General features: G+C 60.3%; 3 protein-coding genes. 1 reads left to right on the top strand and 2 read right to left on the bottom strand.

Annotated elements, in window-relative coordinates; translation table 11 throughout:
• Positions 1-8: 8 nt before the first annotated feature.
• Complete coding sequence (locus Q6D67_RS07535) at positions 9-4,661, bottom strand: type I polyketide synthase (protein WP_304704982.1); 4,653 nt, start codon at positions 4,659-4,661, stop codon at positions 9-11.
• A complete protein-coding gene (locus tag Q6D67_RS07530) occupies positions 4,658-14,248 on the bottom strand; it encodes a type I polyketide synthase (protein ID WP_304704981.1) in 9,591 nt (3,196 codons plus the stop codon). Before Q6D67_RS07530 ends, Q6D67_RS07535 begins: the two co-directional genes overlap by 4 nt.
• Before the next feature lie 557 nt (positions 14,249-14,805).
• Here Q6D67_RS07530 and Q6D67_RS07525 point away from each other — a divergent pair.
• A complete protein-coding gene (locus tag Q6D67_RS07525) occupies positions 14,806-17,943 on the top strand; it encodes a hypothetical protein (RefSeq protein WP_304704980.1) in 3,138 nt (1,045 codons plus the stop codon).
• Positions 17,944-17,978 lie beyond the last annotated feature (35 nt).

Below are 17,978 nucleotides of genomic sequence, written 5' to 3'. Positions count from 1 at the left end.
ACGCGCATCTAGCCTGTCTTCGAAAACTCACCCTGTCGTTGGATCACATCCGAGGCGAAGCGCTCGAGGGCTGTATCACTCAAGCCCCCGGGTTCACGGGCGATACAGGCGGCCACATGCCCAGTGCCGGAGGTGATCGCCAGGCCGGGAAAGTTGATGCCGTTGGCGAAATCACTATGCAGATACAGCCTGCCGTCCGATTTGGTGCGAATTTCGAGATCGATGGGCGCCAGTTCGATATTGTGCGCCTCCAGTAGCCACTGCCTCGCGGCGTCTTTGGCAGTGATGTATCCGAGCAGCCATTCCTCGCGCTGCGTGCCAGATTCTGGAAACGCGTACCATATTTCACGCTCTGCCGGGGTCAGTACTATGTGGGCGGCAGCCTTGAACCAGACCCCACCCGCGCCCCTCAAACAGGCACTACGTGCCGGGGTCATCCCCCGCGCGATCACTGCCGGCTCGCTATCGAGCCGCCGCTCGGAGAGATAGCTCCTGGGCGGATCCAGTCGCCAGTCGTGAAAATGCTGTGCAGTGTTGTCCAGAAAGACACGATCACTCCATCCCGACAACCGCAACAGGGGCCGCCCCTGCAGATCTGCTACTTGGATATTCGCTACCAGGGTCTGACCACTCTGCTCGCGACGGATATTGGCACGGCCAACCAGAGAAACGCCTGCTGGCGGTGGTGGAGCAAACAGCTCAAGGCGCTTGATTTGTACAGGGAACAAGTTGGCTGCAGGGTCGACCTTCTCAAAACTCCAAAAACCGAGTAGCTGGCCGCAGGCATCCAGAAGCGCAGGATCCAGCTGGAACTGAGGTGCACGGGTAAAGGCGAACAGCTTGTCCACCGGCAGGGTCACCATGTCCGCTTCAATGCGGTCCTCCGACAATCCACGTATATGCGTAACCCCCCGCAGGCGCGGGCCGTGAAACATGCTCCCCCGGTACAGATCGGCATCGGCGGTGACACTAGCCGCCAGCGGCGCGCCATCAAAAGCCATCGGCGCGGATGCGTATGGATAGGCAGGTGCAATTTCCACGCGCCCTTCGAAGGTGAGCTTGCCGGAGGTGGCTGCGGGGTGTTCCACTTGCTCAATCTGGACGCGTACTATTGATTCCTTGGCTGAAAGTGTGCTTTCCAACTCTGCTGTGATCCGCAGGTGCACCGGATCCTCGCGCTCGAGCGCTATCCAGCGATAACCGGTAACCTCATGCATTCCGCTGATTCGGCCGTGACCGCCTGTCAGACAGTGGGCGGCCTCGGCTATCGCTTCCATACTGAAAGTAAGAGGCACAACCGGTAACGCCAGCTTATCGGGTTGAAATTCGGAAATTGGCGCACCGACCCCTATAGTGTGGTCACGTAAATACAGGTCCTGTTCCGGAGTGTAGCTGCGCACAGCAACTAATCGCCCGGGCTGCTGGCTTACGATCTCGCCAAGCAGTGGGTAATGCTCACTGGACGTAATCACTGCCGGTTTCTGCGGACTTGCGGCAAGCCCTGTGCCGCCGGATATGGATTGCATCATGCGCCCCTGCTGCGCCATGAATTCATTCATGAGGCTGAAGTGACCTTGCAAGGCGACAAGGCGCGGATCTGTAGCTGGTGGTGTGGGTTTGGGTGCGGCAACGGTCGCCGCAACGACGGGTACTCCTGCTGGAACTGCCGGTTTCCCGGGGTCAGAAACAGTGGACGGATCAATGGACTGGACGTTCGCCGTAGGCATCGGACGGAGCTGGACCACTTTGGAATCATCCTCCACCGAAGGCGTGTGCCGCGCAACGTGTTCCAGCGACCAGGGCCTGGTCAACGTTAAAACCGGCAGGTCGATATTGAGCCGAATACCCTTGTTGACCGACTTGCTTGCCAGGCTGACGTCTAGTTTTTCGCAGGCACGATTGGCAAATAGCGGCGTCAAATCCTCAACCGTTCCCCGCACGAAAAGTTCGGAGAGCAGATGCTGTATTTGAAGTAGCGCAGGCAGGCGCTGGACGTTACTTGCAATGGCAACGTGTTCCCTATCCTGAAGAACATCCTTGACGAACGCGGTAAGATTGTCACGGGGCCCGACTTCGACGAAAGTGTGAACTCCCCTTTCACTCATCCTGAGCACCGTCTCACGGAAGCGCACGCAGGTCGAGAACTGCTTCGCCGCGGTGTCCCGAATCCCGGTGGAGTCTTCGGGAAACAGCTCCGCAGTACTGCAGCTGTAAAGTGGTGTGTGCGCAGATTTAACGTCGACCGTATCAAAAAATGCGCGAACTGAAGCGGCAACACCTTCGAACAAGGGGGTGTGATAGGCACGGTCAAAGGGTAGTGACAGAACGATAGCCCCCAGGGATTTAAGTCGCGCCTTTAGCGCCTCGGCCTTTTCGGTGGGCGTAAAAAGCACTGCCTGGTTGTGACAGTTATCCATGGCCAGAAACACACCTTCACCTGCTTCTGCCACTTCCTGACGAATGTGGTCATGGCCCAGTGCACCTACGGCGAGTAAGGTGCCCGTGATAATGCTGCCGTTACATTCCAGTTCCTGGTGACGTTCGTGCAACTCACGCATTTTCTGCAGTAAACCTTGCGGCCCCGCGAGTTCGTGAAAAACACCCGCGGCCACGAGTGCGGCAAACTCGCCAGTGCTGTGCCCCAGCATCACATCACAGGGCACCCCCAGCTCCCGTAACAGCTCCATCAGTGCGAGGTTGGAAATGGTGACCACCTCGGAGCCGAGATCCATTGCAAACAGTCGATTTTCAAGCGCCTGGCGCTGCTCGGTAGTAAGCCCGGTGGGTACCGGAAATATAATTGAACTTGGGGGCGTAGCGTGCTCGTTCAAAAAAGCTTCGTCGAGACGATCGAACCACCGGCGCACGCTGGGGAAGACCACACACAGATCAGCCAACATATTGGTGTACTGGGCGCCTTCGCCCGGGAACAGGAAAGCGGTTTGACCCCGGGCCTGTGGCGAGTCGTCGAAGAACAGACCGGTGCGGGCCTGCATTCGGTGTCGATCCGGGTTTTCCAGTGCCTGGCGTGCGCGGGCCAGTTTTGTTGCGAGCTCGCTGGTTGACGCTGCTACTACCACGAGGCGCTCACGAGCTGAGGGCAGGCAAGCAAGCGTGTAGGCAAGATCGCACAGGCGGGGCACGTCTGGACCAGCCAAAACTTCGAGCACCAGGTCGATGTTTCCCAGCAACACTTCGCGGGTATTGCCGCAGATGGCGACCACTTCGCTGGGCCACTGCAGGGCAGCGGCTTCCGGTGCCTCTGGATCAGCCGCTTCCTCCAGGATGACGTGCGCATTGATACCGCCAAAACCGAAGGAATTGACAGCTGCACGGCGTGGGATGTCTTTGTTACCATGTATCCAGGGGCGAGTCGCATTGTTGACGTAGAAGCGCGATGTCGCAAATGGTAACGCGGGACTGGGTTCGTCGCACAAGGTCCCTGGCAATACCTTGTGGTAGAGCGCAAGTGCCGTTTTAATGACGCCAGCCGCGCCCGCCGCGGGGAGACAATGGCCAATCATGGATTTTACTGAACCGATTGCGCATTCTGGCAGCTCGCCCCGCCGTTCACCAAACACCTGCGTCAGGGCAGCCAGTTCGGTTTGATCTCCAAGCGGTATGCCTGTGCCGTGTGCCTCGATGAGACCAATTGTCCCCGGGTCTACGCCAGAAATGCTGTAGCCATGCTCGATTGCCAGCACCTCGCCCTCAAGTCGTGGGGCGAGCAAGCCTTTTGCCTGCCCGTCACTGGCGATGCCTACCCCTTTAACGACTGCATACACACGATCGCCGTCCCGTAACGCGTCGGCGTGTCGCTTAAGCGCCACGATACCAATGCCTTCACCCAAAAGTGTGCCACCGGCGGTGGCACCAAATGGGCTGAGATCACCTCGAGAGAGAGCTCCGATCAGGCAGAACACCATCGAGATGGCGGGCGGAGATGCGGCATGCACGCCGCCGGCGAGTACGAGGTCACAGCGTCCGCTGTGCAACTCCTTGATGCCATGATCGATGGCGATAAGCGTGGAGGCACAGGCCGCGTCCACGAGATAGTTCGGCCCCATCAGATTCAACCGATTTGCCACTCTACCCGTGACCACGTTGGGTACAAGCCCGGGGATGGTTTCAGGCCCGAATGGGGGCAGGGAGCGCTTCAGATTATCGCGGACTTCAGCCAGCTTCTCGTCCGACAATTCCGGAAACATCTGCTGTAGCAACTGCACGGTCTGGTCCAGCACCAGACCATGCTGCATCAACCCGCTCTGACCTCTGTTGAGATAATTACCCCGGCCCATGATGATTCCGGCCCGGGAGCGATCAAAGTCCCGGTTCAGGTAGCCGGCGTCCGCCAGCGCATCCCGGGCAAGTCGCAAAACCAGAAAACCATCCGGGTCACTACCGTCGATGGCGTTCGGCATTATACCGAACTCTGCGGAATTGAAATCCGTGAGATCTGCGATGAAGCCACCCTTGCGGGTGTAGATTCTGGCACTGTCATCGGATTCCGGGTCATAGTAAGGATAAGACCATGAATCGGGCGCTTCTTCGATTGAACATGTTCCATCGACAATATTTTGCCAGTACTGCGCCAGGTTGCCGGCGCCGGCAAACAGCGCCGACATGCCGACGATCGCCACGTCCCTGTCGTTCGGGCTCATCCGGCTCGACCAACCTTGGCAAGGATTGATCGTCCCATCTCATCGGTATTGTCAGCCAGCCTGTTGAACCTCTCGCTACCAATGGTCTCGATATCTTCCATTGCCATGAGAACAAGGCCATCCGGGGTCGAGATCTCTGCATCAAACACCACCGCAATCGCTGTGCTCTCCGGCCGAATACGAAGACGAAGCAGAAGGGTCTCTGGCACGGCGGCCAGCTGATAGCGCCGGACGGTTCCGAAACGCGCCGGCAGAGCACTGACGCCTTTATGGACACGCCCCCAAACCAGGCACATCTGGAGACATACGTCCACAATGCCAGGGTCGAATAACCAGGCTGGCGGCGATGCCGCGTTTTTCCTGTTCAGCAGCGGATCAATCCATTGCAATGCATCACTGCCGCGAATTTCGGCGTCAATCCCTTGTTCGTTGATTGTCGTGATCGCGTTGACCAGCTGAAATCGCTGACCATGAAAGAGGTAATCGCGGTATGCCGTCATCACGCTTAACGGCTCTCCCGCTGGCAGTGGTTCCAGAGTTGCTTCCGGTGGGTCCGGTAAACGATCACGAAGCAGGACAGCCGCACGATAGGCGGTGCGCCCACTGCGGGTATCCTTCAGTTCAGTACTGACCCTGACGGCCGCGGCGTCGGCATGCGACGAAACCCGACCACGCGCCTGTAGGGAAGCGGTCTCACTATCCTCCAATTGAATTCCTTGCAGAACCCGAAGGTCCTGCACCTCAGCCACTACAAGGTCCGGCCAGCCAAGCTGTGTGGTCTCGGCCATCCATTCCGCGCAGACTGCGGCCGGGACAACAAGATCACCGTCAAGCCGATGGTCGTCCAGGTATGGATCACTGGCCAGACTGAATTCACGCGTCATCGACACCGCGCCGGTAGGCTCCATTCCTGGGCTCTTGTCTGCAAAAACAAGATTGAACCCCGACCGACTGCCGGACGTTCCAGCCCTGACTTGGGGCTCCAGCCCGGCAGCAGCCCATGGGCCCTGCCCTGCCACCACCTCAACGTCCGTTGGCAAACCCCGAAGTAGCTCATTGCGCGCAAACGCAATGCCGGCCTGCGGACTGATTGCCATGATTCCGAGCTCTGCGAACTGCTTCCTGACCGCCTCTGATACCATGCCACCACTGTCCCAGGGGCCCCAGTTCACCGCTATCACACGCGTGTTGGCCCACCGGGAATGCAGGTACCACGCCAATCGATTGAGCACCTCGTTGCCGGCGGCGTAATCACTCTGACCACGATTGCCGAACCGGCCAGCTACGGAGGTAAAAAACATCAGCCACTTTAGTGATTCTGGTCGTAAGCGCTGACTGAGCAAATAGCCGCTATCCGCTTTGGTGTCATACACCCGGTCAAACGACTCCTGGCTTTTGCCCGCAATCAGCTTGTCCTCAATGATTCCAGCACCGTGGATAACGGCGTCTATTCGCTCGAAACGTTCGTATACCGAGTCGATTGCAGCGTTGCATTGCTGCTCGTCAGCGACGTCCGCCTGAAGGTAATCGATCTTGATACCGCGTTGCCGTAGGGCGCTGAGATTAGAGCGCACTGAACGATCACGAATAATGGCGTTGACGCGGCTTTCTATGGCGACGATAGAGGGCTGCTCACCACGCGCCTTTGCGTCACTGATAATCAAGCTTCTCAGGGCCGCGCTATCCGCCGCTTCACCTAATGCGACCGGCTCGGGTTCCGGCTCCGGGCTGCGTGCAAGCAGCACGACCGTCGCGCCATCCGGTACCAGGGCGTCCAGCACGCTGAAGGTAATCCCTCGGGCGCCGCCGGTTGCCAGTACTACCCAATCTGGAGTCGGTGCGAGGTTCGTCGCCGGGGAGCTGCCTGCAAAGGGCGCCGGAACGGGCAGGAATACACGCCGGGTATTCTCGCTGCACCCTACCTCCACTGCGTCCGGCTCGCAGAGCAACTCACTGACAATGGTTTCGGCATCGGCCTCAAACCCGGCGCCGGGAGCCAGATCCAGATTCTTGATCTGCAACTGCGTCCACTCCGCCGCCGCCGACTTGAGCAGGCCGACACTACCGCCGGCGGTGGGCGAGGTGATCTGGCCATCGCGACCAAAATGACCGCCCTGGCAACTGACGCTCAACACCTGGAAAGTTTGCTCACTGCCAAAATTGCTGGCGCAGGCCTTGAGCAGGCGAAACAGCGCCTTGCTGTGCCGGTTGCCGGCCGCACGCCAGGCTTGAAGAGACTGCATTGACTCGCCGTCTGCATGGCACGCCAGGTGCACCACGCCCAGCACAGGCACTTTATCGGCTCGCAGTGCGTCCAGTGCGTCGCTAAGCAGTAACAGATCGTCGAGAATATCCTGCGTGATCACCAGGGCTTCGCCACCGCGACGCTCAAGTTCTTTGGTAACTGCGGCGGCCAAACCCTCGCCGTCGTCGCTCAGCAGGTACACTCCCTTGTCCACTTGCGGCACCGGCTCCGGGCGCGGCTGAACCCTGGAACTCATGATGAAACGCGGCAGCTCGGTCACCAGTGACGTAAGGTCGTCCGGTTTGGCAACGGGAGTCTCAGGAACCGCCCATGTGGCACTCCGGGCATTCTGCGTCGGTAGATGGGTAGCAATTCCATCGATAACCGCGGCGAGTGTCTTGGCCCGGGTCAGCGCTTCCACGTCGGCCTGCAGGGTGGCCTGCATGCTGTCGGGCAGCTCTTTGGTCAAGGCACCGACAATTTCCACACGTTTAATCGAGTCAATGCCGAGCTCCGCCTCGATATCCTGCTCCAGGGCCAACATCTCCACCGGATACCCGGTACGCTCTGCCGTCAGGCGCAGAACCATCTCCGATACATCGTCACGGCTCAGGCCCGGAGCCTCCGCAACGGCAGCAGGAATATTTGAGACCGTGGGTGTCGCTACATCCACTTGAGCGGAGCCCTGCGACGGCAGATGGGCGGCGATGCCATCGATAACCGCGGCGAGTGTCTTGGCCCGGGTCAGCGCTTCCACGTCGGCCTGCAGGGTGGCCTGCATGCTGTCGGGCAGCTCTTTGGTCAAGGCACCGACAATTTCCACACGTTTAATCGAGTCAATGCCGAGCTCCGCCTCGATATCCTGCTCCAGGGCCAACATCTCCACCGGATACCCGGTACGCTCTGCCGTCAGGCGCAGAACCATCTCCGATACATCGTCACGGCTCAGGCCCGGAGCCTCCGCAACGGCAGCAGGAATATTTGAGACCGTGGGTGTCGCTACATCCACTTGAGCGGAGCCCTGCGACGGCAGATGGGCGGCGATGCCATCGATAACCGCGGCGAGTGTCTTGGCCCGGGTCAGCGCTTCCACGTCGGCCTGCAGGGTGGCCTGCATGCTGTCGGGCAGCTCTTTGGTCAAGGCACCGACAATTTCCACACGTTTAATCGAGTCAATGCCGAGCTCCGCCTCGATATCCTGCTCCAGGGCCAACATCTCCACCGGATACCCGGTACGCTCTGCCGTCAGGCGCAGAACCATCTCCGATACATCGTCACGGCTCAGGCCCGGAGCCTCCGCAACGGCAGCAGGAATATTTGAGACCGTGGGTGTCGCTACATCCACTTGAGCGGAGCCCTGCGACGGCAGATGGGCGGCGATGCCATCGATAACCGCGGCGAGTGTCTTGGCCCGGGTCAGCGCTTCCACGTCGGCCTGCAGGGTGGCCTGCATGCTGTCGGGCAGCTCTTTGGTCAAGGCACCGACAATCTCAACGCGTTTGATCGAGTCAATACCCAGCTCCGCCTCTATATCCTGCTCCAGGGCCAGCATTTCGACCGGATAACCGGTGCGCTCGGCCGTCAGACGCAGGACCAATTCCGACAGGTCGTCGCGGCTCAGACCCGGCGCCATCGCAACGGCAGCAGGACTAACGACGTCAGCAGGTGCAGGCGAACCTGCCTGAGCGGAGCTCTGCGATGGCAGATGCGCAGCGATGCCGTCAATGACCGCGGCGAGCGTCTTGGCGCGGGTCAGCGCTTCCACGTCCGCCTGCAGTGTCGTTTGCATGCTGGCGGGAAGTTCTTTCGTCAGCGCGCCGACAATCTCGACACGTTTTATCGAGTCGATGCCCAGCTCTGCCTCTATATCCTGTTCCAGAGCCAACATCTCGACCGGATAGCCGGTACGCTCGGCCGTCAGGCGCAGGACCAATTCGGACAGGTCGTCGCGGCTCAGGCCAGGTACCGACGTGTTCGCTGACGGAGCAGCGGCAACTGTGTCAGCTGCGGCTCCTGCCGGCGCCGCAGGTGCTGTTGGCGCCTCTACCTGGGAACTCTGTGTTGGCCGATCCTCATACGACTCCGCGCTCTGCGCAACGGCAGCAGGAGCAGGAGCAGGAATGTTTGGACCCAGGGTAGAGCTAGCCTGGGTTGCATTGCCGCCGAGGAAATTCTGGATGACCCCTTCCTGCACAGCCAGAAACTGCCGCATGGTAGTGTGGTAGAGATCCAGTGCCTGAAGTTGTACCGCTGCCGCATCAGCAATGAAAGCCTGGGCGGTCTCGGATACGGCCCCTGGCACAGGGGCAGTCGGCTTCGAAACTGCGGGGGCAACAGGGGGAACATTGGCTTTGGTTTCCGGTACCGCTGCTGCGGCTGCGTAAGACGCAGTCGGCCGCGCCGCCGGGGCGCTCGCCAGTTGCTCCGCAGCAGACACTTCGCGTGTCTCCAGTGTGAGTGCCGGTTCTTTGCCAGTGCGGTGAACCGGATCGTTCTGTGGCCTGATGCCCCCTCCGTCTACCCACCAGGCAGTTGCAGGCAACGACGGTGCCTGCAAGCTCTGAGGCAGACGGCTAACAGCACGATCTTCAAACAGGGCACTCACTCGCAATTGAACGCCACAGCCTACCAGCTGGGCCAGGGCGCCCAGAATTCCGCGCAACCCTCCGTCTTTAAGGTCGGTAGCCACCGCTGTGTGGGGACGATCGCCGAGCACTGAATTGACCAATCCGGTCAAGGTATTCTTCGGGCCCACCTCGAGAAAGACGCTGGCACCGTCGCGGTACATGTTTTCGATCTGGTCGAGGAACTGTACGCTGCCAAGCATGTGGCCCTGAAGCTGGTCACAGATTGTAGCGGGATCATTGCTATACACGTTTCCAGTGGTATTGCCATAGACGGGCAATAGCGGTGGGCTGAACTCTACTTTTTTGATCGCTTCCGTCAACGGGCTCTGTGCTGCTTCCATCAGCCGTGAGTGAAACGCCCCCGCCACCGGCAGCTTGACTACCCTGACACCCTTGGCTGTCAATGCCTCCGCCACTGCCGTAACGTCGGCCGAGACGCCAGAAATCGCACACTGTGTCGGGGCGTTATGGTTAGCCAGGACCAGGCCCGGATAGTCGGCGATATAGGCTGTCACTTCTTCGCGTGTTGCCATAACCACCGCCATGGACCCCGCGTCCCCATCGGCGTTGGCTGCGCCCATCGCTCGTCCACGTATTTCCGCAAGATCGAGCAGAGCGTCACGCGACATCACGCCCGCCGCGTGTAACGCCACGTACTCTCCCAGGCTGTGACCGGCGGCCATGCGCGGCACTACGCCCACCCGGCGCAGCAGATCCATGTAACCGAGCGAAGTCGTCACTATAGCCGGCTGCGCGACATGGGTGTCGGTCAGCGCCCGATCCTGGGCAGCGCGATCCACATCGCTGAATGCTTGCGCCGGATAGATCAGCTGACTGAGTGGACTTGAGAAACACCCATTCAAGTGGGCGTCCGCATACTCTATGGCAACACGAGGCTCGCGCAAATACAGCGTCGGCTCGCGCAACATGCCGATGTACTGGGCACCCTGGCCGGGGAACAGGAACGCGACCGTGGGCGCCTCGTCATCGCTGGAACCCAGGTGCAGGCGCACGTGCAGAGGCAGACTCTTCGGGTCACCGCCATCCAGTACTTGCATCAAAGCAACCAGCGCGTCCGCCAGCCCGGCAAGGTCGTGCACCACCACTGCCGCTTGCACTCCCGGACCGGAACGCTCCGCAGCAATGGCACAGGTATAAGCGAGGTCGGCGAGGCGCGGTTGTGCGCCGGTATCGAGATTGCGGATTTGGCGAGTGAGCTGCGCCTTGAGTGCGCCGGCGTCAGCGGCACGGAACACTAACAGTTCCACAGGCCAGTCGCTGGCGCCCAGCGGTTGAGCCTTGCTGCGGAACTCGGAGCTATACTCCTCCAAAACGACGTGGAAATTGGTGCCGCCGAAACCAAATGCGCTGACCCCGGCACGGCGTGGTGTGACGCCGTCGGTTAGCCACGGCCTGGCCTCATCCAGCAGAAATACCGGGCTGTCGACGGCGGCGATAGGATCCAGAGGATTTTCGACACCGACATGTGGCGGCAATACTTTGTGGTGCAACGCCAACACAGCCTTCACCAGCCCCGCCGTGCCTGCGGTGGCCTTGGTGTGGCCCAGCTGGGCCTTGACCGAACCGATAGCAATGGACTTGGGGCGGGCGTTCTCGCTCCGCAGAGTAGCGATTATCGTCTCAAGCTCGGCCGAGTCACCGACCGCCGTACCGGTACCGTGTGCCTCGACCAGACCCAGCGAGGCAGGGCTCACGCCTGCCTTCTCATAGGCGCGCCTGAGAGCCCGCATCTGCCCGGCCGGCAACGGCGCCGTCAAACCCAGTGCCCTGCCATCACTGGAGCTGCCAATGGACTTGATCACTGAATAAATGCGATCGCCGTCGCGCTCGGCATCGGCCAGTGGCTTTAGCACCACCATGGCCAGCCCTTCGCTGATGACGATGCCGTCACCGCGTTTGTCAAACGTATTGGCCTCACCGCGCGGAGATAATGCCTGGGTCTTGCTGAAACACATGAACCCGAAGGGGCTTTGAACCGTATCCACTCCGCCGACAATCGCCACTTTGCTGCGGCCGCTTTCCAGCTCACTGACGGCTATATCAAACGCCGCCAGAGACGACGCACAGGCCGCGTCGACAATGCAGTTAGTGCCGCCGAGATCGAAGCGGTTGGCAATACGGCCTGCAACCACATTAAGCAGCAGCCCCGGGAAGGAATTCTCGGTCCACTCCGGGAGCCGCGCAAAAGCCTTTTCCAACGGAGCCTCGACGAACATGGGTAACTCGGAGCGCACTGCATATTGCATCCCCAGGTCACCTGCTCCGCCACCGGCACCGAGGATGACCGAGGTGTGCTCGCGATCGAAATCGCCATCGGCATAGCCTGCATCTTCCAGTGCGCGGCGGGCGGTCTCCAGGGCCAGGAGCTGAAGGGGCTCGATGGACCTCAGGGCGTTTGGCGGTATTCCGTAGGCAAGCGGATCAAAGGCGACCTCGTCCAGGAACCCGCCCCACTTGGAGTAGATCTTGTCCCCTGCGGTGCGGTCCGCATCGAAGTACAAACGCGAATCCCAACGATGGCGGGGAACCTCGGTAATGGCGTTGACCTTGTTGATGATGTTGAGCCAGTATTGGTTCGGGCCCTGCGCCTTGGGCAGCAGCGTCCCGATGCCAATGATGGCGATATCCGAGGGGCGCACAGCGCGTTTGGGTGCAGCCGCGCGCGCCGGGGACAAACCGAGCAGCGCAGCTGAGCCTTCGCTGACATCCCGATGCAGATCCTCTACCGCAACCACGCTGTCGCGCAGTGTCGCAGCCTGGCCCAGCATATACATGCCCTCATTGACCTGCTCTTCCTCATCCACTTCAACCAGTTCACCATCATCGAGGCGGGTAACACCCTTCGCAGCCAGGCGCAGGCGCCCGAGGTTGAGGCCCTCGAGATGGTCGCGAACCTCGTCAGCAGATTTTTTCGCCGCCCTTGCCCGGGCGCGCTCCTGATAAAAGTGACGTGAAAACGGACCCACCGCGCAGCGGCTCGCGTGCCCCGGACCAGTCTCCAGGTTGATCGTGGCGCGGCAGGCGATCGCTTCGTCCTGATAGCGCTGCTTGACCGCACCGCTGCTGACTATTTCCTCAGTGAATAGATAGGCACTCCCCATCAAGACGCCAATACGGAAACCTCGATGTACCAGCTGAGCCGCCATCACGGAGACCAGCGCCGCAGAGCGAGCGTCATGGATTCCGCCGGCGAACAGCACGTGTATTTTGGATTCCTGACCGCGCGGAACGTTCTCGAGCAGCACATCGATCATCGTTTCCCAGAGAATCAAGCTCGACAGGGGACCGACGTGACCTCCACATTCCCGCCCCTCGAACACGAAGCGTGTGGCACCCTGCTCCAGGAACATCTTCAGCAGTTCTGGCGCAGGGACATGAATATATGCCGGAATTCCATTACGTTCGAATTCAGCGGCCTGATCGGGGCGGCCTCCGGCAATTAACGCAAATGGCGGCTTTACTTCGAATACGGCCTTGATCTGCGCGTCGCGAAGTTGCTGTGGCACAAAACCCAGCAGCCCCACGCCCCAGGCTTTGTGCCCGAGCAACTTGTGGGTCTCCAACAGCATGGAGTGCACTTGCTCGCCGCTCATTAACGCCAGCGCCATGAACGGCAGCGCGCCCGCGTCGGCTACCTTGTCGGCGAATTCCGGGCAATCCGACACTCGGGTCATGGGGCCTTGAACAATGGGGTAACGCGTTCCATGGGAACGGGCCAGCGGTGCGCCCTCGGCGAGCGGTGGTGTATCCCGGCAGATTGCAGGGTATTCGTTGGCGGCGGCGAAAATCGCTTTCACCAGCCGGCCAGTGGTCTTGTAAAGATCGCGGTAGCGCTGCGCCAGCCCAAGTTCCTGGCCCACAGGCCAGGCGCTGAAGCCTGGCGCACCCCAGCCAACCAGGGGCAGTGCCCGACCGAGCCATTGCTCAGGGGAAGCGCCGCAGGCCAACAATTCCTCCTCGAGCTGGAGTAGCGATGCGGTAACCTTGTAACCCGGGCGGGTGAGGACTCTGACAGGAAAACCGAGACGTTCGCCAAACTGCCGCGCCTCCATTCCGGCCAGCCCGCTCAACTCGTCCTGCCACGCTTGCGGTAGAGGCGATTCCGGCATCATTAGCAGCTGCGCGCCGAGCACAACGCCGGCGGCGCCTGTGCTGTAGCAGGCCGCGGCGGCGTTGACACCGATCCCTCCCTCCACGTAGATGGGCAGGTGTGTTGTGGCCAACAGCTTCTGTAGCAGTATCAGGCTGCTGTCTTCACCGACCCGGCCCCCCGCTTCGTTGCCACGAGCCACAATGGCAGTGACTGGCAGTGTCCTGTCGAGATGGAGTTCCGCCGCATCGGTGACTTCGAGCACGAGCTCGCGATGGTCGCTTGCCGGCAGCTGTTCGCAGCGTTCGGCCAGGCTGATGGCGCCCGTCTGACTTACGACCAGCCAATGCTGTCGCTCGGAGAGCTCATCCAGCAAAGCCGAAAACTCATGCGGCGCACGTGCGCCGAGACGAACCCCTACCCGGCCCCGGGTGGAGCGCAGTAACTCGCGCAACGTCACCAGCCCGTGCTGAGGCTCACTGAATTCGAGGTCCAGCACTCCGATGCCGCCCGTGCGAGCGATGGCCACGGGTAAACTGATCGATCCCATTTCGGCGGGGGTGTAGCCCACCACCTGAATTGGTTGACGATTACTGACTTCCATTTCATCCCCCCAGGGAATACTGCGTAGCAAGTCGTAGCAACGACCAAAGCGGCGTTAAAGGAACCCAGACCATCGGCAAACACGACGCCATCCCGGGTGGGGCCAGGGCGCCTCCTTGATCTGACTTCTCTATGCTTGGAAGCCTTTGTGAGCCGACGGTAACCAACTGGCAAAGCGATATATGGTCCGCCTGCTCAATTCAAGCACCGTTTCTAATACAGCCTACAAAATATATAGTCGCGACCTGACCTCTGCGCAACGCAGATCCTGAAAATAGTTTCCCTGATACCAATTCCAGTCACGCAAACGGCAAGAGTGTAAAAAAACCTGACACCAGAGCTATTTATTTTTCCGGGGCCCGCTTGCGCATGCCGAATTCCTAACCTACCTTCATTTAGCGTCCCCGAGTTTTCACATTTGCCTGAGATCAGGAAGTGTTCGGAACACTGCGGGAAAACCCGGGGGCTCTGTACCAGGCCGGATGCACGAATTCCCTGCAAGGATTGCCCAAGACGTATGTTCCTGTTTTCAACATTTGTAAAATGGGGCGATATACTATGGCTATAAAATTTTTAAAGTCTCTCGCAATCGCGGCACTCGGTACTTGCCTGCTTCCCTTCACCGCCTCAGGCGCCCAGGCATCCCTCGGCCTCCAGTGTGCGCTACCTTATACCCAGGGCCACCCGGGCAATGATTGTGTCGGCAAGCACCGTATCAGGATTGAACTGACCGGAGACAGCGGCGCCGCCGTGCTCCAGGCGAGAATGCTCGCGCTGGATAGCGAGGGCAACATCCTTGGTACGCTGCCGGTGCAGGATGGCGACCTGGCTCATATAAAAAGCCGCGTATCCCCGAGCGATTACCGCCTGCAGCCTGCTAACCGGGGTTTACAGATAAGCGCCCCGGTTCCACTGCTCTCGGTCACGGCGACGGAAGGCGACGACGTAGTGCATGCCTACTGCTCCAACATACCCTACATGCGCCTTTACCAGCCCACAGGCCAGGTATCTAACAGCGGCGATACCGTTGAAGTGCTGATGGCGGCCACGGGACTCGATCCCGCCTCCCTGGAAATACTCGTGGATGGCATGGATATCCTCGACGAACTGGGCATCAACCCGGCCAGCGAGCTCCCCGGCAGCTTTCCGGGCGACCTGGGCACAGTAGTCATAGGCGGTGAAAACGTTACCGTTTCGGACCTGGTAGTCGATATCGCCAGCGTGGAGCAGTTCGCTTCCAACACGATCTCCTTCGCTCTGGACGGACTGCCCGCGGGCGGCCACATCATCTACGTCGACGGCGAACGGGTGCAACACGCCCCGATACCCGGCCCACCCGGAAGCGACCAGTGCTACATCGACAACATGGAAGACCTAGGCCAGTTTGCGATATTCGGGGTAGATATAACCTCTCCAGCAGACCAGGAGATTGTCAGTGCGGTGCCGACCCCGGTACAGGGCGCGGTCAAGCACGGCCTGCCCATCGCCGCGGTCAAGCTGAACGGAGCGCCGCTGGACCTGTCCAGCATGACCTTCGTCCCCGGCAACGGCATGACCACCGCTGACCAGTACGAGTACATCATCGACGAACTGCTTCCCCAGACCGACCTTCGCGCAGACCTGGACAGTGGGAACCAGCCGCTGGGCACCCTCGACCGCGGCGCCAACGACATGACCGCGGACGCCCTGGACGAACAGGGTAATCGCGCCTTCGACAACGTGATCTTCGCCGTGGGCGGAGTGCAGTCGCCCGCCGTCTCGCTGGCGGCAATGTCGGCCAGCCAGGCGGCAGGCGTATTCGACCATAACGCCCGGGGGGAATTGGCGCCGGCGATCGCTGAAGCGATGGAGTTGACAGCTGACTCGATCGAAAATTCATTTGTGGTGGGCCTCACACCGCAGGCGGTACAGACGCTGATCAACCAGAAATGCCCGGCGGTAGGTGAGCAGTTTGCCACCGCCGTGAAGGACGCAATAGGTCCTCTGCCGCAATTTGTCACCACGCTCAATATCGACCCCGGCCCCTGCGCCTGTACGGCAAACGCACCGGTCAACATTACCCAGGTCAATATCGATCCAACCGACGTCAGTTGCCCGGTGACCTTTGTCAACGACAAAATCGAGGTTGCCGTCACGTTGCCCGACATAGAAGTGGTCTCCACCGCCAAAGACAGTTGCGGGGAGTGCGTACTTGGAGTTGGCAACTCGACCGATGTTGATGTCATAGCCAATACCAAAATCAAGGACCTGAGTTTCAGCTTTGACATTACCGAGGGGCAGTTCTTCGGCGGGCCGGTGCCGGAGCCGAGCTTTAGCTCCACCACGGATGTGACATTCCCCAAAGCCGATTTCGACCAATGCACATTCGCTGCACTTTGCAACTTTACGCTCAACGCGCTGGTCACGATCTTCACCTTCGGCCAGGCTGATCTCGGTATCGATACTTCCGTCGACCCGACCCAGTTCGACAACGTCGGGGACGCTGTCGGCGCCTCGGAACCCGACCCGATCGAACTCGGCGACATCAAGGTCGACGAGACCAAGGTGGAGGAGTTCGGGCAGGCATCATTGTCCGGCAGCCTGGCTTCGGTGGAGATTACCCCACAGGGTTTCCTGGCAGCGTTGAGTGGTGACTTCGAGACCCTGACACTAGACCCTGACGTCGAACAGAGCCCGGGCGCGGTTATCCAGCAACCTTCGGCGCCTGCGATGCAGATCGCCAATGCCAGCGATGCGACTGTGCTGCTGTCGGTAGACACGATCAACCAGCTGTTCGCGAGCATGTCGGCATCCGGTGGCCTGAAAACGCAGTGCATGAGTTCCGGGACGACCGTCAATGATGTACTGGCCGTGAACTGCGACGACCTGGACGGCGCTCTCGCCAGCGGCTACTGCCACGGCGTACGCAACGAAACCGATTGCGAGTCCATCTTCCAGGGCACCGGACTTGGTGACGCCATCAAGCAGGGCGTCTGCCACGGCGTGCGTGCTGACGATTGCTCCACTATCCCGGTCGACCTCGAACTGGAGCGGACAACCTGTAATGGAACGCCTCCGCTCAACATTACCGGTCAGGACGAAGTGCTGTTCTGCTCCCAGCAGAATCTCCCGCCGCAGTTCCTGCTGGTGGACGATTCCGCGACGCTCGATGCGGTCGAGACTGCGGTACGCCTGAACGACCTGTCGGTATCCATCGTGGTTGACCGGGGCGACGACGGCAGTACCGGCGACGGCAACGCCGACCTGCCGAATACCCCCAATTGTTTCGGCAGTGACTCCTCGGTCAACGGCGACTGCGCACTGTACTCGACCTGCCTTGACCTGAACCTGAAGACCACCAGCAGCATCACGAGTGTGGGTGAAGACGTGAAAGAGTGTCCAGCTGGTGCACCGGGCTTCGTTACCTCAGTGGACAGCTTCTCGCTACTGGTGCGCCAGGAGGGTGTAGTCTGTGGAGCAGCGCAGGAAACTGCCGATGATGAACTGGTGGGCACCAGCAGGGAGGACCAGACGGTGGAGCTGATTCGCGACAACGCCGACACATTCACACCGCCGGTGTGTATCGAAGGACTCGACCTGGGTGGCTTTGTGACCCTGCAGAATCCGTCGATTATCGCGGTGGAAACCGATGGCGATACGGATACCCAGGAGTACATCGGTATTACCGGTGCGGTAGCGCCGCCCACGAGTCCCTGACCCCAGACCACCACGTCCGAAACCGAAAGCGGTGG

This window comes from Haliea sp. E1-2-M8 (assembly GCF_030649675.1).
In the GTDB taxonomy this organism is placed as follows: domain Bacteria; phylum Pseudomonadota; class Gammaproteobacteria; order Pseudomonadales; family Halieaceae; genus Haliea.
This window is presented reverse-complemented; position numbering and strand designations above follow the sequence as displayed.